Below are 20,050 nucleotides of genomic sequence, written 5' to 3' on the forward strand. Positions count from 1 at the left end.
CCTGCCTGTGGGGTTCCCCCTGCAAGACAGCTTTCTTAATATATCACCCTTTTCCCCTTCCGTCAAGTACCTTTTTCTCTTTTTTCATGTCTTTTTTGAACTTTAGACCTTCTATATGCCTGTTTCACATGTTTAATGCTGCATGCGGCAACTTTGTCGCTAGTCTTCCAAAAACTTCACGCATCGCCTTTTTATGCCTCCTGGCAAGCGCAAAATGACAAGGAGCCTACCCTTCTTTGGAAAGTGTATATAAAAACAGGCCTCCTCGAAAGGAAGCCCGTCTAATCTTGGCTTTATTATTGATTAGAACTATTTCAGTTCAACTTTAGCTCCAACTTCTTCCAGCTGAGCCTTGATTGCTTCTGCTTCAGCCTTGTCAACGCCCTCTTTGAGGTTGGAAGGAGCACCGTCAACAACTTCTTTAGCTTCTTTCAGGCCCAGACCGGTAATTTCTCTAACAGCCTTGATAACCTTAATCTTTTCTGCGCCTACTTCAGCCAGAACTACTGTGAATTCGGACTGTTCTTCTTCAGCAGCACCGCCTGCTACTGCGCCTGCTACTGCTACTGGAGCTGCTGCGGATACGCCAAATTCTTCTTCGCAAGCTTTAACTAATTCGTTTAATTCTAAAACGGACATCGCTTTGATAGCTTCAATGATCTGTTCTTTATTCATTTTCTTTTCTCCTTTATTTCGATTTTAATTCACTTTAAATTCGGTGCATGAGCACCATGCGAAAGCTTTACGCTTCCTTTTCTTCAGCAATTGCTGCCAAAGTTCTGACAAACTTGCTAACTGGTGACTGGATGCTGCCCATAAATTTAGCAATGAGTACATCTCTGGACGGAATGTCTGCAACCTGTTCGATACCTGCTTTATCATAGTAAGTACCTTCTACAACACCTGCTTTGAATTCCATTTTTTTGTATTCTTTGATTAACTCGTTAAGAGTTCTTGCCGGAGCAGTTGCATCTTCTGTGCTGATAGCCAGTGCGCTTGGTCCGTCAAGTACTTCTGCAAGGGGAGCATAATCAGTTCCTTCGATTGCTCTTTTGATTAAAGTGTTCTTGTAAACGGTATAATCAACGTTTGCTTCACGAAGTTTCTTTCTCATAGCATCAGCTTCTGCAACGTTGATGCCCATATAGTCAACTACGACTGCGGCCTGTGCATTTTCCAGCTTAGCTTTAATTTCGTCAATGATTACCTGTTTCTGCTGTTTAGCTTCTACTGACATACTTTTTATTCTCCTTTCTGGAATTGCTCAAGGGCAACTCGCGAATATGGTACGCAATAAATAAAGGAAACCCTGCCTTTGTAGACAGGGTCAATATCTATATATTGTACCTCGGCGGGAAATTAAGCCTTAAAAGGCACCCGCTGTCTACGGTTAAATCTCAAATTTAGTTTTGATTAGCCAATCAGTGCCGGATTGATTTTGATTCCAGGACCCATTGTAGCTGCAACGGTAACGCTTCTCAGATACTGCCCTTTTGCAGTAGCCGGTTTTGCTTTTACGATTGCTTCCAGAAGTGCTTTGAAGTTTTCTTCCAGCTTTTCCGGACCAAATGAGCTCTTTCCGATTGGAGTATGGATGATGTTCTGCTTATCCAGACGATATTCAACTTTACCAGCTTTAATCTCTGCTAATGCTTTCTCAAGATCCATTGTTACTGTGCCTGATTTAGGGTTTGGCATTAATCCCTTAGGACCTAAAACTTTACCTAATCTACCAACAACACCCATCATGTCAGGTGTAGCAACTACTACGTCAAAATCGAACCAGTTTTCAGTCTGAATCTTCTGAGCCAGTTCTTCTGCTCCAACGTAGTCTGCACCGGCCTTTTCAGCTTCTTCAGCCTTAGGACCTTTTGCAAATACTAAAACTTTTACACTTTTACCAGTTCCGTTAGGCAGTACAATTGCACCTCTAACCTGCTGGTCAGCATGTCTTCCGTCTACACCAAGTTTTACGTGTACTTCTACAGTTTCGTCAAACTTAGCTCTGGAAGTTTCGCAAGCGAGTTTCATCGCTTCACTTACTTCGTGCAGCTTTGCTTTTTCAAATTTAGCAGCTGCTTCTTTGTAACCTTTGCCTCTTTTTGGCATGTTTCTTACCTCCTTGTGGTACTAACAACCTCTGCTTGTCTTTTCTTGTGCAAGCCTCGGTCTCCCATCTCATTAGCCTTCAACAACGATTCCCATGCTTCTTGCAGTTCCCTTGATCATGTCTGTTGCTGCTTCAAGAGTTGCTGCATTCAGGTCTGGCATCTTTGTCTTTGCGATTTCTTCTACCTGTGCATAAGTCAGTGTAGCAACTTTTTTCTTGTTAGGTTCTCCGGATGCTGCATCTAATCCTGCTGCTTTCTTCAGTAAAACTGCTGCCGGCGGTGTCTTCGTCACAAAAGTGAAAGATCTGTCCGCATATACAGTAATCACTACAGGAATAATCATTCCCGGCTGATCCTGTGTTCTGGCATTGAACTGTTTACAGAAGTCCATGATGTTCACGCCCTTCTGACCCAGTGCAGGTCCTACCGGAGGTGCTGGAGTAGCATTGCCGGCCGCAATCTGAAGTTTAATATAACCTTCAACTTTTTTAGCCATCTTTCTTCTCCTTTCTCTATAGTCTATGCTATAGTTTGTCTACCTGTCCAAACTCAAGTTCAACAGGGGTATCTCTACCGAACATTGAAACTTTGACAGTCAGTACCTGTTTCTCTTTGTTGATTTCCATCACTTCACCCATGAAGCTTTCGAAAGGTCCATTGATGACACGTACTGTATCTCCGATTTCAACGTCCAGATCGATGTAAACTTTTTCTATTCCCATTCTGGCGACTTCTTCGTCAGTCAATGGAATAGGGTCGGAGCCATGACCTACGAACCCGGTAACACCCTGCGTATTTCTCACAAGATACCAGGATTCATTGGTAACAATCATCTTTATAATTACATAACCCGGAAACATCTTCCTGGTTTTAATTTTTCTCTGGCCGTCTTTGATTTCGACTCTGTCTTCTGTCGGCACGATGATGTCTAAAATTAAATCCTGCATACCGCGGTTTTCAACCATCTTCTCGATATTCACTTTTACTTTGTTTTCATGACCCGAATAGGTATGCACCACATACCACTTGGCCTGGCCATCGCCTCTAATACCTTCTCCCATCAAAGGAGAAGCTACATTGTTGTTTTCAATATCAGACATATTACGTACCTTCTTCTCTTAAATTAGTTTAGGGTGATACCTAAAACCGCTCTCAGAGCAGCCAATACACCTGTATCAATTAACCAGAATCCCAGTGCGAAAACGGCACATGTAGCAATTACCACACCTGTAAAGGTGCCCAGTTCCTTTCTGGTAGGCCATACGACTTTGCCCATCTCCAGCTTAATACCTTTGAAATAATCCTTGGCGCCGGTCTTCTTGGCTTTGTCTGCTGCCTTCTTAACTTGGTCTTTGTTTGCCATGATGAATTCTCCTTATTTAGTCTCCTTGTGAAGAGTCTCTTTTTTGCAGAATTTGCAATACTTCTTTAACTCGATACGATCAGGATCGTTCTTCTTGTTTTTCATGGTATTGTAGTTTCTCTGCTTGCACTCAGTGCATGCTAATGTAACTTTAACTCTCATGTCGATTGTCCTCCGTTTAACTCAAAATTCAGAGCCAGGGGAACCAGCTCTGTTACGAATAATCATAAAGTTGCTTATTAAGTGTATCAAAGCGCACTGTCAATGTCAATGTTTTTTTGAATTTCTTTCAAAAATATTCTTTACTTTTCTTTTCCTCACGCGCCAGCCTGGTCTATAAATCGCTTTGGTTTATTCTGCGCCTCCCACACGTCAACCATGTGAAGCGTTTCTGAGGTATTGACGCTGACAAAATATCAGCAAAACCCTAACCCCGCGCAGTCGAAATGCTGACAGAACTGACAAAAATCCGTGGAAATGTCAGTATTGTCAGCATCCAAGCAGCTCTAAACGATTTTTATCGGTTCGTTATGCCCATCCCTCCTGTCTATTGATTTTTTCACTATGGACTATATAATAGAAGAAGAATGCATCAGAAAAGGAGAGCGCCATACTATGGACACCATCAACAAAAAGAAACGAGTTTTTACCATTATTCAGGTAGGCAGCCGCAGCGATATTCCCAGCAGAGTTTATGATTTAGCGCTGGTTACTGCTGTTCTTGTCAATATTTTTATTGCGCTGTTTGAGACCTTTCCGGAGTCTGCGCCTTATCTGACGACAATGCGCGCCGCAGAAGGCGTTACGGTAGCATTTTTTACCATAGACTATATTCTACGTATCTGGACCGCCTCTTATCTATACCGAGGTGTTTCCGTTTCCCGTGCGCGGATAAAATTCATCTTTTCCTGGGCGGGCATGGTGGATTTTCTCTCCTGCGTGCCTTACTATCTCCCTTTCTTTTTTGCAAAAAGTGCCGTCGTACTGCGCATGTTCCGCATCATCCGAATCCTGCGTATTTTCCGCATACAACACTATGCCGATCCACTAAAAGCGATTGCTACTGTCTTAAAGAAAAAAAGAGGGCAACTTCTGTCTTCCATATTCATCGTTCTAATTTTAATGATTACCGCCTCCCTTTTAATGTACGGTCTGGAGCACGAAGCACAGCCGGAGGTATTTTCCAATGCCTTTTCCGGCTTCTGGTGGGCGGCTAACACACTGCTCACCGTCGGCTACGGGGATATGGTGCCGGTTACCCTTGCTGGCAAAGTCTGCGGCGTCATTCTCACGTTCCTCGGCGTCGGCATGGTCGCCATTCCTACCGGTATCCTTTCCGCCGGTTTTGTGGCGCAGACAGAACAAAAAAAGGAAAAGCCAGAAGACATCCGCTATTGCCCCGGCTGTGGGCGCAAACTGCATTGATATGCAAAGTCAGTCATTCGACAGATGCACCGTTTTCCTCACACGCACAAAAAGCCAGCCGGCATCACTGCCCAGCTGGCTTTTACACTTTTTCTTAAACTACAGTTTTCCCAGAATCTCCACTTCCATCCCGGCGTGTGCTTCAAAATAGGCTTTGATTTCCTCCACGTATTCGTCTGTAGGCGGTTCAAACTGCATCTGCTCGCCGCCGATATGCTTTTTCTTGGAAATGCCCAGATTGTGATACGGCAGCAGAGTGACCCGTTTGATGCCATGGTCTTTATAAAATGCCGCCGTTTTCTCGATGATTTCCCACGTGTCGTTGACGCCGCTAATAAGCGGCATGCGCATCTGCAGCTTCTCGCAAGTCTCAGGTGACGCGGCAAGTCGCGACAAATTTTCTAAAATCACCTGATTGCTCTGCCCCACATACGCCTGATGCACTGCACCGTCGATGGATTTCATGTCGTAAAGCACATGCGTGACATTTGCTTTTTCGGAAAGTTTCACAAGCCAATCCCCATTTCCAAAGCCGGAAGTGTCCAAACAGACAGGAATATCAAGGTCTGCCGCCCCATCCACCAAAGCATTTACAAACTCCGGCTGAGCAAGCATCTCACCGCCGCTGACAGTCATCCCTCCGCCAGTGGTCTCATAAAAGCCCATGTCTTTTTCTACTTCCTTTAGAACTTCCGACACGGTCATGGTCTTGGCGACAGGCAGAAGCGCTCTTGCATAGCAAATCTTTGTGCACTCCATGCAGCTGTCGCAAAGTTCCCGGTTAATTTTAATTACATTTTCACTGTCGACGAAGACAGCGTGCTTCGGACAGTCTTTCACGCAGTAGCCGCATTTAATGCAACTGTTAGGCATCTCGATGACCTGCTGCGCAAAGTCAATAAGCTCCGGATTGTGGCACCAGGCGCAGTCCAGAGGACAGCCTTTGAGAAACACTGTGGTTCTGATGCCCGGTCCGTCTTCCGTGCTGAATTTCTGTATGGATCCGACTAACGCCGTCATTTCTTTGTTTTCCATCTTCGTCTCCAAATGTTAAAATTCTAAAGTCTTACGCCTCTTTAAAGTGGGTCGTTCTGTAGATAATGGTATCCTGCGCGCTCTTGTCAAGTTCTGTAAAGTAAGCCATATAGCCTGCTACACGAACCATCAGACCCTTGTAATGCTCTGGATCTTTCTGTGCTGCTTTCAGGGTTTCATCGTCTACTACGTTAATCTGAATGTGGTTACCGCCATTATTGAAGTAAGTTTTAATAACTCCTTCAATTCTCTGCAGCCCCTTTTCGCCTTCTACGCCCTTCGGGTCAAAGCGCAGGTTGAACAGCGCACCGTCGTGGAATTTATCCTGACCCATGGAAGCAACAGATTTTACAGTGGCAGTCGGACCGCTGGTATCGCGACCCATCATCGGAGAAGCGTTGTCGCAGAACGGCTCTCCTGCCAGTCTTCCGTCAGGGGTTGCACCGCAGACCATACCGTGAGAAACGTTTACAGTCTGAGAGTGTACGTTAAAGGAGAACCAGCCGCCTCTTGCATCCGGCCAGGTCTGCACGTTATCCGCGATAAAGTGCATCATTTCCTTATAAACGCCGTCTACGTGCTCATCATCGTTGCCGAATTTCGCAGGTTTGTTCAAAAGCAACTGACGCATTCTTTCCTCGCCCTCAAAGTTCTTGTCGATGGCAGTAATCAGCTCATCCATGGTGATGTCTTTGTCTTCAAATACACACTTTTCGATGGCAACGATAGAGTCAGCCAGGTTTGCTGCGCCGGTAACGTACATGCCTGCAGTGGTATACTTTGCACCGCCGTGCTGTACGGACTTACCGCTTTCTACACAGCCTTTGGTCACCATGCCCGCAAAAATCACCGGGAATCTGGTCATATGCATGCTCTGCATCACTTTATAACCGGTTGCAACCAACTTGTAGTGGTGCAGAATCTGTTTCTTCAGCGCATCCTTCAAATCATCGATATTTTTAAAGTCTCTTGGATCTCCTGTCTGAAGTCCCATCAGCTTACCGGTGGACGGATCAACACCGTTGTGGAGTACGAACTCCAGCATTTTACCCATGTTGACATAGCCTGCATCCGGTGAACCGTCTGTGGAACCGCCGCCAGGACCCGGCTGAATACATCCTACGATGGTCCAGTCTCTGGCCTCTTCCATGGTGCAGCCTTTGCCCAGGGTCATCTTCATCGCAACATCGTCGTTGAAGAATCCAGGGTTTGCCTGACCGTCCTGAATCATTTCGCAGCCTTTGCGAATCAGATCTTCCGGTGTACCTTCCCAAACTCGTACACCCATAACCGGCTGAGTCGTCTTCAGCTGATTTGCGGCTTCCAGACACAGATAGGACAGTTCGTTAGTGGCGTCTTTGCCGTCCGGGGTCTGACCGCCGACCAGCAGGATTTCCCACATCGGATAACCGGCGAAGGAAGTCGCGTACCATTTATCTCTGACTTCGTAAACCTCGCAGGATTTCAGGTACAGGCATTCCAGCATTTCCATCGCTTCTTCCTGTGTAATATTCTTTTCGTCGATGACGTCTTTTTTGTAGTAAGGCCACATGTACTGGTCAAATCTGCCGTATCCGTTTGCGGTGGTGCAGACTTCGATATGGAAGTATACGTGTGCAAACCAAATCATCTGCAGCGCCTGCCAGAATGTCTGCGGTGGATTTTCCGGTACCACGCGGCAGTTTGCAGCGATGCCGAGAAGTTCTTGCTTTCTCTTTTCATCTTTACATTCTGCTGCCTGCCGTTCTGCTTCCTCTGCCATTCTGTGGGCATAGGTAATCAGACCCTGGCACTGAATGATGCACGCCTGCCAGAAGTTGACCTTTTCTTCGTCTGCCTGACATTCGCAGATCATATTATCGATGTTCGCCTGACATTCTTCCATGTAACCGCGCAGACCGATGGTCAAAAGTTTTTCGTGGTCGCAGGTGGTTTCGCCGGAAACGCCATTTCTCAGACCGACCGTAATAATATCGTCCTGGATGCATTCCTCGATATGCGCAGGAAGGGCTGTCTTGGACATGTCTTCCATGGATCTGCCTTCCCAGTACGGCAGATATTCCAGAATCAGCTTCTTGTCTTCTTCTGAAATATCATATGGGTCTTTGGTTCTGGTTGCGAACTCGTTAATATCACTGATATACCAAGAGCTGGACTGAAATTCCGGGTGCAAGTTTGCACCTCTGTATTTGTTGGTCGCCGTACCAACAATCAGTTCATCTTCCATAATCAGCGTCGTCATATTTTCCATAATGTAGTTGACAACTCTCGCCCGGAATACCGGAATCGCATCGCCTGCAAATTTCTGATACGCTTCTGTGGCGAGAACAAGCCGTTCCGCCGTAATGCATGGACGGGTATTCCACAGCTTGTTTCTCATCCGCGTCAATCTTTCATTTAACATAAGTTTAAATCCCCTTTCTTCGATATTGGTTTAGCCAAGCATCATACCGCCGTCAGCAAGCACGTTGGATCCATTGAGGAAGTTTGCTTCCGGCTGGCACATGAAATAAACGATATCTGCCATTTCGTACGGTTCTGCAGGACGTCCCAGAGGCCCAAGGGTGATGCTTGCATCTTCCATGTCAGCAAAATCCGCTACAGATTTTTGGAACATAGCGGTATTGACCCAGCCCGGTGAAATGGAGTTGGAGCGAATGCCGTACTGTCCATATTCGTTGGCAACGTTCTTAGTCATACCGATGACAGCCCATTTGCTGGAACCGTAACCGATTTCGCAGGTATAACCGCTCATACCGGAAACGGAACCGAAGTTTACGATATTGCCGTGCTTCTGCTCCAGCATGATTGGCAGGGTATGCTTCATCATTGCAAAAGTGCCGAATACGTTTACGTTATAAATATTTTTGAAGTTATCTAACGTGCAGTCAACAGTCAAGCCATATTCGCCAATGATAGCCGCTACGTTGACCAGCGCATCGATTCTCCCGAATCTTTCCTTCACGGCTGCGATGGTAGCGATAACCTGTTCTTCTTCTGTGATATTCACCGGACAGATTGCAACTCTTGCTTCATCTAATTTCAAACCAGCCGCAACCGCTTTCAACGCTTCTTCGTTGATATCACACATTGCCACACTGTATCCATTCTCATAAAATTTCTTTACAATTGCGGAACCGATTCCACCGGACGCACCTGTTACAACCGCAACTCTTACTTCATTACTCATCATAGTTCCTCCTTCTATCATCTGCCCTTGCAGACACTATGTCAGTCTTATTAATCTTATTCTAATTAGATTTATCCCCATATTCAACAATTATTTTGCCGTAAAAATCAATTATATTGCGCAAAAAAATCAGCCCAATCGCTTTCAAAGGGCCAGCATTTATGTTACAATTTTAACTATCATAGGAAACGGCAGGTGTCGCCATGCTTTTTGAAAAAATCACGTATCAGGATGATTTTCCCATCAACATTACCATTGCGAATATAGAAGATTACCCGATTCACTATCACCAGGATATTGAATTTGTTTTTGTGCTCAAAGGGCAGGTCACCCTGAAAAACGGCTATTGCAGCTATACCCTCCACGAAAGAGATATCTTTACCAACTCAGGTCATGAGGTTCACAGTCTGACCTCGGAAGATCCGGATAATATTGTCGCTTTGATTCAGATCAGCACTCATTATTTTTCCCAGTATTTTCCTTCCCTGAGCAAAGCATGCTACCGCACCTACACCAACAAAGGGCGCAGCAGTAAGCACGATAATCTGCAGGAAAAGCTGCTGGACATTTTGCTGCAGTATTCCATTCGAAGTTCCCGTTACAAGACAGAATGCACTTACGCCATGATTGAGGTCATCAAATATTTGGAAAGGATTTTCAATCTCTTTGCCTTCAACGGCGAAATGGTGATTAATTTTGAGAGCAGCAACCCTGTGACCATCGAAAGAATCAGCCATATCATCGGCTATATCTATCAGAACTACGCGGAGAAGATTACCCTGGACGATCTGGCGGAAATCGAGCATTTGAGCACTTTTTATCTTTCCCATATTATCAAGGACTGTACCGGTATGAATTTTCGGGAATTCCTGTGCTTTGCCCGGGTAGAATGGTCTGAAATTCAGCTTCTTGATACCAACAAAAAAATCAGTCAGATTGCCAAGGATGTTGGTTTTTCTACGACTTCCTATTACGAAAAATATTTCCGCAAGTGGTTCGGCCATTCTCCGCAAGCGCACAGGGAGATGTATATGCCAATGGTAAAAAGCGAATTCCATCGGGAAACGCTGACATTAATCCCGCCCAATAAAGCCATCACACTGATCCGCAACCTGCTTTCTTCCCTAAACTCACAGAAGAACAGCACGTCTTTAGTCAATACATTGAAACTGGAAATTGATGCGGACATCCACACCACACCACTAGCTTATATTTCACACAATCTGATTGTGCAAATCCGCTGTGAAGATTTTGCTGTCATGGGATTTCATATCTTCTCGAAGCTGGCCAACCTGCATCCGGAAACCGTCGTGCTTCTTTGTAGCGATGACGACAGTTCACAGCAAATTGACAAATTCCAAAACCTCCTGCTCTCCGCAGGGTTTGAGGTAGAATGCAGAAAGCAAAATCATATACCATTTTCCGTCATCTCATCGGGGAACGATTCCATCGCTTACCCGATTCACCTGATTCACAAGCTGATTCGTTCTGAAGAAAAAGAAATTCAACTACCGCTTCGTGATTACGATACTGGAGAAATGATTTTGGGCGGTCAGCCTGCCCTACTGACGGCAAACGGCACCTGCAAGCCCGGCTATTTTGCCTGTCAGCTGCTTTCCTTCCTGAAAGGAAATCTCCTGTGCTGGGGAAAACAGTACTGTGTCATCGAAACCCACTCTGACAGCAATACTGCCTATGTCATCATCGTAAGCAACTTCAACGAAGAGATTTATGAAATGTGCACAAAGGAAACCACTGCCCACCAGGCAAAAACCATCCTCAACGAGTTCAAAGACGAAATTGATTTCAATGTCAGTCTGAATCTGACGCCGGGAATGTACTCGGTGATGAAATATTCCCTGACAAAGAACCGGAATATTTTCGCTTATCTGTCCGCCTTTGATTTTAACGACGATGTAGGCTTTCACAGTGCGCAGACCATATCCATTCCGACAGAGCCGGAATTGGAACTCTATATCGAAGATGTGCGAACCACATTTAATATGAATTTTTCCATGAAAGGCGTAGAATTACAATATGCTGTGATCAGACTGAAAGGAGACTCTAAAGATGCCTAATCAAAATCACAAGTTAAGTGAACGCACTGCTGCCGTCGGACTGATGGTCGCTGCACTATTTTGGGGGCTCAGCTATCCTCTTACAAAATACGTAGAGGCATGCCCTACTTTCTATATCATTTCACTCAGGTTCGGCATCGCCGCGCTGTGTCTTGCCATCGCCTTTCATCGGAAGTTTAAATTGCTGAACAGAGACGTCATCAAGTACGCATTCTTGTTGTCTTTTGCCGTATTCCTCATGTTTGCCTTCGGCATCTGGGGCATTAAGTATACGACCTCGGTCAGATCTTCTTTCTTTACCACCTTGTCGTTCCTGATGATTCCGGTCCTGAACCGGGCCCTGTTTAAAATCAAAATTTCTAAGATCATCGTAATCAGCGCTCTGCTCTGTCTTGTCGGCGTCTTCCTGCTATGCTACGCGCCTGGTATGGGTGGACTCGTCATCAATTCCGGAGATTTACTATGTATTCTAGCTGCTGTAGCCGGCTCGTTTCATATCATACTGGTTGAAAAGGTTTCAAAAAATCCGAGAGTCGATTCGTCCCTCTTTACCGTATTCCTCATGGGGTTCATTTCTCTGTGGGGCACGCTCATCGCAAGCATCACCGGTGATATCCATTATTCCCTGACCGGTAGCAGCCAGCTGATTGCCATTATCCTTATGGGCGTATTCTGCAGCGCTGTTTCCTTCTGCCTTCAGACCCATCTAGAAGCTTTCGTATCTCCTGACCGGGTCGGGGTCATCTTCGCCTTGGAACCAGCCTCCGGCTGCATTCTATCAGTCATTCTGCTGGGTGAAACCATGCGGTTCACTGGCTGGCTGGGTGCGCTCATCATCATGGTCAGCATCCTGTATATGGAGTTTGCCGCCAGCAAAGAAGCCAGCAAACAACCGAAAACTGAAGATTCTAAAAGAAAAGACTCTGCATAAAGCAGAGCTCTTTTTTACCTTATTTTAAACTATTTTTTAGAATGCTTTTTTCTTGCCTTTGCTTTGGCTTCTTGCTTTGCTCGCGCCTTGCGCATTCTTTCTTCATCCAATTTTCTGTTGTATTCGTCCGCGTCTTCTCTTCTCTCTTCCTGCGTCCGATCATCTACATACGCATTCGGATTCATTTTCTTTGCCAATTCCATCACGCCCCAGGCGTCTTCCTCCGTAAACACAAAAGGTCTAATCGCCACATCTTTGGCGATTTCAAGAAGAATGTTCGGTTTGGCTTTTTTAAAGTCGGGACGGATTGCGGTAATCTGGTCCCATTCCCATCTATTTACTACCTTCCAGGCAAACAGTTTGTACCTGATTTCAACGCCTCTTTCCGATACCAAATGAGTTTTTTCAAAAAAGATGGCTAAGGTAAGAATTACTGCCAAAATCATATAGAAGTAATTCTGCTGTCTAAATGAAAGGTAGAGTATGATAATGCCGCCGATTAATAATATCGTTTTTCTCTTTAAATCCCGTTCTTTTACAATACCCTTATAAGTCATAATCTGTTCATTCCTTTACTTTTCTTTTGCAAAAAGCGCATACCCGTAAAACGGGTATGCGTAATTTTTTATGTTAGATTCACTTGCCGGTTTATTTGCCGATTTCTTTGTAAGTTCCGTCAGCTCTGAGTTCAGCAAGTCTCTTGAGCGCATGTTCGTGCTCTTCAGCAGGTGCCCCAGCCGGTTTGCCAGCCTTCACTTTGCCTCCAAAGAATCCGGTACGAGAACCATCTGCGAAGATGATGTTGCCCCCCCAAGCTGCTGTAGCCAGGGAGATAATCGGATTCAGGATGTTGGTGAAGCAGTACGGCAGATAAGCCATGGTGCTTACGCCCAGCATGGAGGAGTGATATACACCGCAGGAAGACCAAGGTACCAGTGCGGAGAACAGTGTTCCGCCGTCTTCTGTACATCTGGAAAGAACATTTCTGGAAAGACCCATATCGTCGATCTTTTCTTTGTACATTGCAGGTGGAATGATGAGTCCCAGATACTGGTCACACATAGTCAGGATACAGAACATTGCGGTAACAATTACTGCAGCCATCAGGTGGAACGGCGTCCTAATCTTCTTAATCATTCCGCCCAGCAGTCTTTCTACAGCGCCACATCTGGAGTACATGCCGCCGAAGCCGATGGCAATGAGCGCCATATTAATAGTCCAGAGCATGGAGTCCATACCGCCTCTGTTCAGCAGTGTGTCAGCCAGTTCATTGCCAGTTTCAGCAGAGTATCCGTAGTGCACCATTGCAATACATTCCGCAAAGCTTGCACCCTGGAAGATGACTGCAAAGATACAACCTGTCAATGACGCAAGCAGTACACCCGGGATGCCTGGCATCTGCAGTATTGCAACCAAGATGATAACTGCAACCGGTAACAGAAGTACCGGGCTCATGTATGCGAAGTTGTCTTTAATCGCATTAGATAAACCGTCTACCAACTCAGGATCATATGTACCTGCTTTTCCTGTCAGGGACATTACGCAGTAAATAACGAATGCGATTAGGAACGCAGGGAAAGTCGTTCCGATCATTGCTTTTACATGGTCGAACAGACCGGTCTGAGAAGCTGCCGCAGCCAGGTTTGTGGAATCGGACAGCGGTGAGAACTTATCTCCGGTACAAGCGCCGGAAAGAACCGCACCAGCAATCATAGCAGGGTTGATACCCATGGTTGCACCGATACTCATAAACGCGATACCCAGTGTAGCGGATACAGTGTAGGAAGATCCCAGGGATAAACCTACGATCGCGCACAGTACAACAACTGCCGGAAGAAAAACTGCAGGTGTGAAAATCTGCAGACCGTAGTATACGATAGCAGGGATTACACCAGCCCATTCAAAGGATCCAACCAAGCATCCTACGAAGAGCAGGATGAACAGCGCTTCCAAAATCTGGCTGATAGAAGCAAAACCTGCCGCCATCATTTCAGATAAAGGTACGTTGCAAAGTTTGCCTACTACGCAGCAGGTAATCGCTGCAAGCAGTACGTAGATGTGCGGGTCGTTGCCCCACTCAAACAAAAAGTTCGCAAGCATCAAACCTAACAGTACGAGAACCGGTAAAAAGGCCTCGAACACGTTAGGAAGACGTTCGCCAGTTTTTTTAGTTTCTGTCATAACTAAAAACCTCCTAAGTATGATAAGAAATAATTTCACACTTGCATTATACCATGTCTTCCATTTCACACATTAGTTCAAAATCTAGTAATTTTCGCAAAATATTTGCAATCATTCAGCCAGCGTAAAAAAATCCATGCTATAACGCAATAATTTTTCGCATTATGTAGCAAAATGCCACTAATGCTGTCATTATTATACCATACCTGTCGGATAATGCACTGATTACCTTGCTATTTTTATTGACCGAGTTGCCATTTCTGAAAAGTTCATCAATTGGCTACTATTAGTCAAAGTTATATGCTGTCACAATTGGTTCCCTGTTTAAAACCTTATCATTGAAGTATTCATACAGGCTGATGCCCAAGAAGGAACCGCTGATATTTGCAATATTCTCAAACCCGTTGCCCTGCAGACAACATGTCGCATAATAGGATCTCTGACTGGAACGGCAGTGCAGATATACCGGCACGTCCTTTGGAATTTCGGAAAGTCTGCCGCGCAGCTGCCCCAGCGGAATATTCTTTGCGCACTTGAGATGTCCCCCTTCAAATTCCTCTGGGCTTCTGACATCGATAATGCAGGCACCGCTTTCCGCCAGAGCGCGAACCTGGCTGACATGCACCTGTTTGATTCTGCCGTTGAGTACATTGAGCGCTACCAGTGCCGCCAGATTCACAACGTCCTTTGCAGTCGAAAACGATGGCGCGTAGCACAGCTCCAGCTCTTTCAAATCTTCTAGTGTGCCTCCCATAGTAATCATCGTGGCAATCACGTTAATTCTCTTATCAGTCTCACCGGTTCCAATTGCCTGCGCGCCCAGAATCCTGCCCGTAGGAACTTCGAAAATCAGCTTAAATACCATATAGTTCGCGCCCGGCATAATGCCCACTCTATCTGAAGGGAAGATCATCACAGAATCATAGGAGAAACCCTCCTGCTGTGCTGTCTTTTCGTTGAGTCCGGTGCACGCTGCATTAAGTCCAAACAGCTTGATGCAAGAGGAACCGATAAAGCCTTTGTTGTTTGCAGAAATTCCATAGATGTGATCCGCCGCCGCTCTTGCCTGTCGCTGCGCAGGTCCTGCCAGCGCAATTCTGCCCGGTTTATGTGTCAGACTGTTAAAAGATTCTATGGCATCTCCAACAGCGTAAATATCCGGGTCGGTGGTCTGATAGTTATGATTGACCTTGATGCCTCTGCTCTGCCCGATTTCAAGACCAGCCTTTTCAGCAAGTTCCGTTTCCGGCGCCACACCCACAGCCATAATAACCGCGTCCGCATCGATGCTGAAGGCTTTACCGTCCTTTACCGCTGTTACCTTTCCGTCTTCTATAGCTGTAACCGATGACTCCAGATACAAGTTGATTCCGTGGTCATCCAGTTCCTTATGCAAAATCTGCACCATATCGTAGTCATAAGGCGCCATAATCTGCGCTGTTCCCTCAATGACAGATACCTGCTTTCCAGCTTCCCGTAGGTTTTCGGCTGTTTCAATTCCGATAAAGCCGCCACCGACAACTGCAACATTGTTTATTCCGGCAGCGTCCAGATAGACCTTTAGTCTACTGATATCCGTCACATTTCTGATAGTAAACACATTGCCTGCGTCAATTCCCCTAATACTCTTTGGCATTACAGGCTTCGCGCCCGGAGAAAGCACCAGCTTGTCATAGGAATCCTCAAATTCCTCACCGGTATTCAAATTCTTTACGTTCACAGTCTTTCTGTCACGGTTTATCGCAGTCACCTCATGTCCTGTATATACATCTATATCATGATTGTTCTTAAAATCCTCCGGAAACATCATAATCAGGTCTTCATCAGATCCCACAACACCTCCGAGGTAGTATGGAAGTGAGCAATTGGAAAACGAAACATGCTCCCCCCTTTCATAGATTACAATCTCTGCTTTCGCGTCAATTCTGCGAGCTCTTGCTGCTGCAGATGCACCGCCAGCTACGCCGCCTACCACAACCAGTTTCATCAAACTTCTCCTTTCAGATACAAAATTACTTAGTTAAAGCAATTTTATCACTTCAAAATTACCATTTCAATTTATTAATTTGCTAACTATCTTGTCATCGAAGCGGATATCTTGTTTTTTTTTCGCTTTTCCGCTAAAATAATTTTAACTTACTACATAGTAAAAACTGAGAGGAGTTATGATGATGCAAGACTATACAAAATTACCCCAGGAAGAAAAAGAAGCCCTGATAAAAAAAGCGATGAACGTCGGCATTCAGACGGAAACTGACTACGGCAACTGCATCCAGAGCATGCTAAACGGTCTTTATTCCGCATTTCCTGACTTTGGAATCACCAAAGATATGCTCAAGGCATGTTTTGGTATTGCTGGAGGCTGCGGTTGCTGTCTGGAAGGTACCTGCGGCGCACTCAACGCAGCGGCATGGGCAATCAGTATCTGCTACGGGCGACCAATTGATGACCTGGCCGGCGATTATGACGCCTGTCATGTAATGGTTAGAGAGGTTGCGGATAAGTTCCGTGAAGAATACGGCGGCATCCTCTGCAAAGATGTTATGATTCATACCATGGGCGCTGTTTATGACTGGAAGACGCCGGAAGGCGATCAGGGGTATATGGATCACAACGGAACATTCCACTGCGCTACTGCTGTCGCGTTCTGTGCGGAGATTATCGCAAGAATGATTGTAGAAGGAAAACTAAAACATGAGTAAAATCCAACGATTCGAAACACATATACCTATCGATGAACTGATGAATCAGTATTTTGATTTTGAGCTGACCCACAGCAAGTGCCGTCAATGCTCTGGTTATCAGAAAACCTGGTCCTGCCCTGCTTTTGACTTTGAGCCCGCTGATTTCTGGCGGGGCTTTTCATCGCTTCATCTGATTGTCGACCGCGTCAGCTGCGCATCTGCCGCAACCATAGAAGAAGCACAGAACTGGCTTTTCGCAGAAAAGAGCCGGTTTGATGCGGAAATGCGCGAGCTGGAAAAAAAATCACCCGGAAGCTATGGGCTAGCTGCACAGGAATGTGTGGCTTGCAAAAAATGCGCCCGTCTTTCCGGCCTTCCCTGCATCCACCCCGAAATCATGCGCTACGGCCTTGAGTCTATCGGCATACTGGCAGTTAAACTAGTGGAGGATAAATTTGGTTTTTCCGCACAGTGGTCTGACGGTGTTTCTATTCCCGACTACTATCTGCTAGTCGGCGGTGTGATATTAAAAGATTGATTAAAAAGAGATGCCGCACGGGCATCTCTTTGTTCTCGTCTATTCTGTTTCTATTTTTATTCCTTTTCATCTTCCATGACTGCGATAATCCGGTCAACCGCAGAGACAATACTTTCCTGATCCTGCAGCACGACAGAAGCATAAAGGTTCATTCCATCCAAATAGCAGACTTCGCTGCTGGACACTCCGACAATGCTCTGCTTTTCTATATCCCACGATGGCATCCCATCAGTCTGCATTTTAATTAGGTTGCGGATATCGTCCTGTGACATATTGATTTCCACACAGTCTTCGATAGAGTCAAGAATCGCTGTATATCTGGTCAAAATCGTCGTACTGGAAATCGCTTTTTTCAAAATTCCCTCCAGCACCTTCTGCTGATTTTTGTTTCTCTGCAAATCCCCGTCGCTGAATGACTTTCTCTCTCTTGCAAATGCCAGTGCTCTTGCGCCGTCCAGATAGTTGGTGCCTTCGTAAAATTCATAGTAAACCCCCATGCCATGGGTAACAAAGGTATAATCGGACTCTACATCAATGCCGCCGATGGCGTCGACCAAAGAGGTAACTGTCGTGTAATTGACCTTTACATAATAGTTCATATCAAGTCCGGTCATCTTTTCCACTGCGGCAATGGTTTCCTTGATTCCGTGTACCCCGGTATGCGTCAGCTTATCCTTCGCGCCGTCGGCATCCGGCAGCTCCAGGTAGTAATCTCTAGGTATCGATGTCAAAAGCACCTTATGGGTTCTCGGATTCACTGTAACAATCATATTTACATCGGAGCGTGAAACCACATCAATAGAGCCTTCTGTGTCCAGTCCGCTTACGTAAATATTAAAAGAATCCTTCGTCACGTTGACGTCTTTTGCGATATTCGTTGTCTCAATCGGCACCTTTACTGTATGCACAATCTTACTGCCTTCCTTAAAACTGCTGTTTTCGCTACACATCGTAGTATAATGCGCTTCACTGATAAAAATCAATTCATAAGATCCGTCTAAAACACCCGATGCCAGCGTACTCAAATCTTCAATCATTTCGTAGGTGACATTCGCCTCTTCCTGTAGCATATTCTTGGCTTCGGAATAGTTAATTTCGTTAGTCAGGAAGGTCTGTACAGCCTTTCCCGTGATGGAAGCTGCCCCATCATAAGTGCTGTCTGCTTTCGCCAGTACATAGTAAGGTTCGGTCTGCTCCTTTACCGTAGTAACTTTGTCCATAAAATCAATCGTTCCATTTATGTACACAATCCCTGCGCCATAAGCCCCGACCAGTGCAATAGAAATAATCAGGGAAATAATTCTTCTGGAATTCTTAAAGCGTTTGAAAAATAGCGCTGGAAAAGTGAGAATCAAAATTATGATAATCAGCCCCGCTGCCATGCATACATACTTAATTGCCAGCACGTCCATATAAATAAAAAAACCAAAAAAAGCAATGGTCACTAATATATAAAAAATCGACCATATCCTGGTAAATACTCTAAACGCGCCTCCGTTCTGTTTCTTCTCGTGTTTATCCTGTCTCATCGGTATCCTCTAATATCTCTCAAAATATTGAAGTTGTCACAGTTTGTAACCATAATATTTTACTATGTCTGTAGAATTTTGTCGATACCTCTTAAGAATTTTTTAGAATTATAGCTTGTAACTTGATCATTGCAGAAAAAAGAAAAGGAAAGTCTTCTGTAGAGAGACTTTCCTTTTCCTTCTAAATATGATGAATTACGTCACCTGCGAATCGCAGACAGCATTTGCTGCTAATTTTCCTTACGTCCTTCAGACGTTTCTTTTTTTCTGAATTTCATGACGGCTATAGCCAGAATTACTGCACTACCAACAAAGGCCAATCCCACACAAAGCGCATTGCTCAACGACCAGCCACTGGTTTCTGTATCTTCCGGTGTACCTGCCAGAGGAACCGCCTCATCATCAATGCGAATCAATTCCTCTTCCTCTTCTTTTTCTTCTTCCGCAGCAGTATCCTCTTGTGAGTTTTCCTCTTCTGAAATGTCAGAAGGCGCTGCGCTCTGCATATCATCTGCAGCTTGGCTACCCTGTATATCTTGTCCTTCCTCTGTCTGCTCGGGCTCCGAAGGTGTTTCCAGTTCTGCTCCTTCCTCTGAATCAACTGCTGGAGCCACTTCCGACTCATCCGCATAGACCCATGAAGCTGGAAGCAGCATGAGAAGCGTCATAATCAGACAAATCAGCACTCTTGATTTTTTCATCTGCCCATCCTCTCTTTCATACACTAAATAGTGTGTGCATTTTTTAAGATTCTTTTGAAATTAGTCTAATAAGTTATATTATACCACACGCTGGTTAGTTTTTTGTTATTTTTTGCTATATAGACTCTTTTATAATGATTATAATAGAAGACCTGCGACTACTCGCAGGTCTTAGCTACTTATTTATTCAAATTGACTCAATATCGTAATTATTCGATGATCTCAGTAACAACGCCGGAACCTACTGTTCTGCCGCCTTCTCTGATCGCAAATCTCAGTCCTTC

21 protein-coding genes and 1 other annotated feature are annotated in these 20,050 nt (G+C 45.2%); of the genes, 5 read left to right on the top strand and 16 right to left on the bottom strand.

Annotated features, from left to right (window positions below; translation table 11 throughout):
• Window positions 1-309 precede the first annotated feature (309 nt).
• The 7 genes from rplL to rpmG all read right to left on the bottom strand — a co-directional run bounded on the left by rplL (window position 310) and on the right by rpmG (window position 3,636).
• Entirely contained in the window at window positions 310-675 is a 366-nt protein-coding gene (gene rplL, locus D1151_RS15020) for a 50S ribosomal protein L7/L12 (RefSeq protein WP_160203236.1), read from the bottom strand.
• A gap of 67 nt (window positions 676-742) precedes the next feature.
• A complete protein-coding gene (gene rplJ / locus D1151_RS15025; protein ID WP_160203237.1) occupies window positions 743-1,237 on the bottom strand; it encodes a 50S ribosomal protein L10 in 495 nt (164 codons plus the stop codon).
• A 54-nt stretch (window positions 1,238-1,291) separates the two neighbouring features.
• Window positions 1,292-1,408, bottom strand: a sequence feature (ribosomal protein L10 leader region).
• 5 nt (window positions 1,409-1,413) lie between these two features.
• Window positions 1,414-2,109 carry a 50S ribosomal protein L1 gene (rplA, locus tag D1151_RS15030; protein ID WP_160203238.1) on the bottom strand — a complete coding sequence of 232 codons (696 nt, stop codon included), beginning with the start codon at window positions 2,107-2,109 and terminating at the stop codon, window positions 1,414-1,416.
• Between the two features lie 72 nt (window positions 2,110-2,181).
• Entirely contained in the window at window positions 2,182-2,607 is a 426-nt protein-coding gene (gene rplK / locus D1151_RS15035; protein WP_160203239.1) for a 50S ribosomal protein L11, read from the bottom strand.
• A 28-nt stretch (window positions 2,608-2,635) separates the two neighbouring features.
• Complete coding sequence (gene nusG / locus D1151_RS15040) at window positions 2,636-3,172, bottom strand: transcription termination/antitermination protein NusG (RefSeq protein WP_243151119.1); 537 nt, start codon at window positions 3,170-3,172, stop codon at window positions 2,636-2,638.
• 62 nt (window positions 3,173-3,234) lie between these two features.
• Complete coding sequence (gene secE / locus D1151_RS15045) at window positions 3,235-3,474, bottom strand: preprotein translocase subunit SecE (RefSeq protein WP_161909435.1); 240 nt, start codon at window positions 3,472-3,474, stop codon at window positions 3,235-3,237.
• A gap of 12 nt (window positions 3,475-3,486) precedes the next feature.
• The gene (gene rpmG, locus D1151_RS15050) at window positions 3,487-3,636 is read right to left on the bottom strand and encodes a 50S ribosomal protein L33 (RefSeq protein ID WP_034813889.1); all 150 of its coding nucleotides are present in this window, start codon (window positions 3,634-3,636) and stop codon (window positions 3,487-3,489) included.
• 453 nt (window positions 3,637-4,089) lie between these two features.
• On the opposite strand from rpmG, the gene D1151_RS15055 reads away from it, so the two are divergent.
• On the top strand, window positions 4,090-4,899 hold the full coding sequence (locus D1151_RS15055; RefSeq protein WP_161909436.1) for an ion transporter: 810 nt from the start codon (window positions 4,090-4,092) through the stop codon (window positions 4,897-4,899).
• A 99-nt stretch (window positions 4,900-4,998) separates the two neighbouring features.
• Here the strand turns inward: D1151_RS15055 and D1151_RS15060 are convergent, their stop codons facing one another.
• The 3 genes from D1151_RS15060 to D1151_RS15070 are packed head-to-tail and all read right to left on the bottom strand — an operon-like array spanning window position 4,999 to window position 9,124.
• On the bottom strand, window positions 4,999-5,934 hold the full coding sequence (locus D1151_RS15060) for a glycyl-radical enzyme activating protein (RefSeq protein ID WP_243151230.1): 936 nt from the start codon (window positions 5,932-5,934) through the stop codon (window positions 4,999-5,001).
• 31 nt (window positions 5,935-5,965) lie between these two features.
• On the bottom strand, window positions 5,966-8,338 hold the full coding sequence (locus D1151_RS15065) for a formate C-acetyltransferase/glycerol dehydratase family glycyl radical enzyme (RefSeq protein ID WP_161909437.1): 2,373 nt from the start codon (window positions 8,336-8,338) through the stop codon (window positions 5,966-5,968).
• A 30-nt stretch (window positions 8,339-8,368) separates the two neighbouring features.
• Window positions 8,369-9,124 (bottom strand): SDR family NAD(P)-dependent oxidoreductase, encoded by a 756-nt coding sequence (locus tag D1151_RS15070; RefSeq protein ID WP_161909438.1) that lies wholly within the window; start codon window positions 9,122-9,124, stop codon window positions 8,369-8,371.
• 203 nt (window positions 9,125-9,327) lie between these two features.
• On the opposite strand from D1151_RS15070, the gene D1151_RS15075 reads away from it, so the two are divergent.
• Both D1151_RS15075 and D1151_RS15080 read left to right on the top strand, forming a co-directional pair.
• A complete protein-coding gene (locus D1151_RS15075) occupies window positions 9,328-11,202 on the top strand; it encodes an AraC family transcriptional regulator (protein WP_161909439.1) in 1,875 nt (624 codons plus the stop codon).
• Complete coding sequence (locus D1151_RS15080) at window positions 11,195-12,133, top strand: DMT family transporter (protein ID WP_161909440.1); 939 nt, start codon at window positions 11,195-11,197, stop codon at window positions 12,131-12,133. Before D1151_RS15075 ends, D1151_RS15080 begins: the two co-directional genes overlap by 8 nt.
• A gap of 29 nt (window positions 12,134-12,162) precedes the next feature.
• On the opposite strand, the gene D1151_RS15085 is transcribed toward D1151_RS15080, so the two are convergent.
• From D1151_RS15085 to D1151_RS15095, 3 genes are all read right to left on the bottom strand, one after another.
• Window positions 12,163-12,690, bottom strand: coding sequence for a hypothetical protein (locus tag D1151_RS15085; RefSeq protein WP_161909441.1), 528 nt, complete (start codon window positions 12,688-12,690; stop codon window positions 12,163-12,165).
• 91 nt (window positions 12,691-12,781) lie between these two features.
• Window positions 12,782-14,314, bottom strand: coding sequence for a Na+/H+ antiporter NhaC family protein (locus D1151_RS15090; protein ID WP_161909442.1), 1,533 nt, complete (start codon window positions 14,312-14,314; stop codon window positions 12,782-12,784).
• 286 nt (window positions 14,315-14,600) lie between these two features.
• Window positions 14,601-16,301 carry an FAD-dependent oxidoreductase gene (locus D1151_RS15095; protein WP_161909443.1) on the bottom strand — a complete coding sequence of 567 codons (1,701 nt, stop codon included), beginning with the start codon at window positions 16,299-16,301 and terminating at the stop codon, window positions 14,601-14,603.
• Window positions 16,302-16,485: 184 nt separating this feature from the next.
• Between D1151_RS15095 and D1151_RS15100 the strand changes: the two genes are divergently transcribed.
• Window positions 16,486-17,016, top strand: coding sequence for a C-GCAxxG-C-C family protein (locus D1151_RS15100; RefSeq protein WP_161909444.1), 531 nt, complete (start codon window positions 16,486-16,488; stop codon window positions 17,014-17,016).
• A complete protein-coding gene (locus D1151_RS15105) occupies window positions 17,009-17,536 on the top strand; it encodes a DUF2284 domain-containing protein (protein WP_161909445.1) in 528 nt (175 codons plus the stop codon). Before D1151_RS15100 ends, D1151_RS15105 begins: the two co-directional genes overlap by 8 nt.
• Window positions 17,537-17,592: 56 nt before the next feature.
• Here the strand turns inward: D1151_RS15105 and D1151_RS15110 are convergent, their stop codons facing one another.
• From D1151_RS15110 to D1151_RS15120, 3 genes are all read right to left on the bottom strand, one after another.
• Window positions 17,593-19,065 carry an LCP family protein gene (locus D1151_RS15110; protein ID WP_161909446.1) on the bottom strand — a complete coding sequence of 491 codons (1,473 nt, stop codon included), beginning with the start codon at window positions 19,063-19,065 and terminating at the stop codon, window positions 17,593-17,595.
• A 230-nt stretch (window positions 19,066-19,295) separates the two neighbouring features.
• Window positions 19,296-19,766, bottom strand: coding sequence for a hypothetical protein (locus D1151_RS15115; protein WP_160203250.1), 471 nt, complete (start codon window positions 19,764-19,766; stop codon window positions 19,296-19,298).
• Between the two features lie 209 nt (window positions 19,767-19,975).
• Window positions 19,976-20,050 (bottom strand): hypothetical protein (locus D1151_RS15120; protein WP_330588329.1); only part of this gene is annotated, 75 nt, incomplete at its 5' end.

Origin of the sequence: Emergencia sp. 1XD21-10, from assembly GCF_009936045.1 — a bacterium.
Lineage (GTDB): Bacteria > Bacillota > Clostridia > Peptostreptococcales > Anaerovoracaceae > Senimuribacter > Senimuribacter intestinalis.

What these genes read in the sequence shown, in the direction of transcription:
- D1151_RS15090 (WP_161909442.1), bottom strand. Translation starts at nt 14,314, where the DNA reads ATGACAGAAACTAAAAAAACTGGCGAACGTCTTCCTAACGTGTTCGAG.
- rpmG (WP_034813889.1), bottom strand. Translation starts at nt 3,636, where the DNA reads ATGAGAGTTAAAGTTACATTAGCATGCACTGAGTGCAAGCAGAGAAAC.
- D1151_RS15075 (WP_161909439.1), top strand. Translation starts at nt 9,328, where the DNA reads ATGCTTTTTGAAAAAATCACGTATCAGGATGATTTTCCCATCAACATT.
- D1151_RS15105 (WP_161909445.1), top strand. Translation starts at nt 17,009, where the DNA reads ATGAGTAAAATCCAACGATTCGAAACACATATACCTATCGATGAACTG.
- rplA (WP_160203238.1), bottom strand. Translation starts at nt 2,109, where the DNA reads ATGCCAAAAAGAGGCAAAGGTTACAAAGAAGCAGCTGCTAAATTTGAA.
- rplJ (WP_160203237.1), bottom strand. Translation starts at nt 1,237, where the DNA reads ATGTCAGTAGAAGCTAAACAGCAGAAACAGGTAATCATTGACGAAATT.
- D1151_RS15080 (WP_161909440.1), top strand. Translation starts at nt 11,195, where the DNA reads ATGCCTAATCAAAATCACAAGTTAAGTGAACGCACTGCTGCCGTCGGA.
- D1151_RS15085 (WP_161909441.1), bottom strand. Translation starts at nt 12,690, where the DNA reads ATGACTTATAAGGGTATTGTAAAAGAACGGGATTTAAAGAGAAAAACG.
- D1151_RS15060 (WP_243151230.1), bottom strand. Translation starts at nt 5,934, where the DNA reads ATGGAAAACAAAGAAATGACGGCGTTAGTCGGATCCATACAGAAATTC.
- D1151_RS15070 (WP_161909438.1), bottom strand. Translation starts at nt 9,124, where the DNA reads ATGAGTAATGAAGTAAGAGTTGCGGTTGTAACAGGTGCGTCCGGTGGA.
- nusG (WP_243151119.1), bottom strand. Translation starts at nt 3,172, where the DNA reads ATGGGAGAAGGTATTAGAGGCGATGGCCAGGCCAAGTGGTATGTGGTG.
- secE (WP_161909435.1), bottom strand. Translation starts at nt 3,474, where the DNA reads ATGGCAAACAAAGACCAAGTTAAGAAGGCAGCAGACAAAGCCAAGAAG.
- D1151_RS15065 (WP_161909437.1), bottom strand. Translation starts at nt 8,338, where the DNA reads ATGTTAAATGAAAGATTGACGCGGATGAGAAACAAGCTGTGGAATACC.
- D1151_RS15100 (WP_161909444.1), top strand. Translation starts at nt 16,486, where the DNA reads ATGCAAGACTATACAAAATTACCCCAGGAAGAAAAAGAAGCCCTGATA.
- D1151_RS15055 (WP_161909436.1), top strand. Translation starts at nt 4,090, where the DNA reads ATGGACACCATCAACAAAAAGAAACGAGTTTTTACCATTATTCAGGTA.
- D1151_RS15115 (WP_160203250.1), bottom strand. Translation starts at nt 19,766, where the DNA reads ATGAAAAAATCAAGAGTGCTGATTTGTCTGATTATGACGCTTCTCATG.
- D1151_RS15110 (WP_161909446.1), bottom strand. Translation starts at nt 19,065, where the DNA reads ATGAGACAGGATAAACACGAGAAGAAACAGAACGGAGGCGCGTTTAGA.
- rplL (WP_160203236.1), bottom strand. Translation starts at nt 675, where the DNA reads ATGAATAAAGAACAGATCATTGAAGCTATCAAAGCGATGTCCGTTTTA.
- D1151_RS15095 (WP_161909443.1), bottom strand. Translation starts at nt 16,301, where the DNA reads ATGAAACTGGTTGTGGTAGGCGGCGTAGCTGGCGGTGCATCTGCAGCA.
- rplK (WP_160203239.1), bottom strand. Translation starts at nt 2,607, where the DNA reads ATGGCTAAAAAAGTTGAAGGTTATATTAAACTTCAGATTGCGGCCGGC.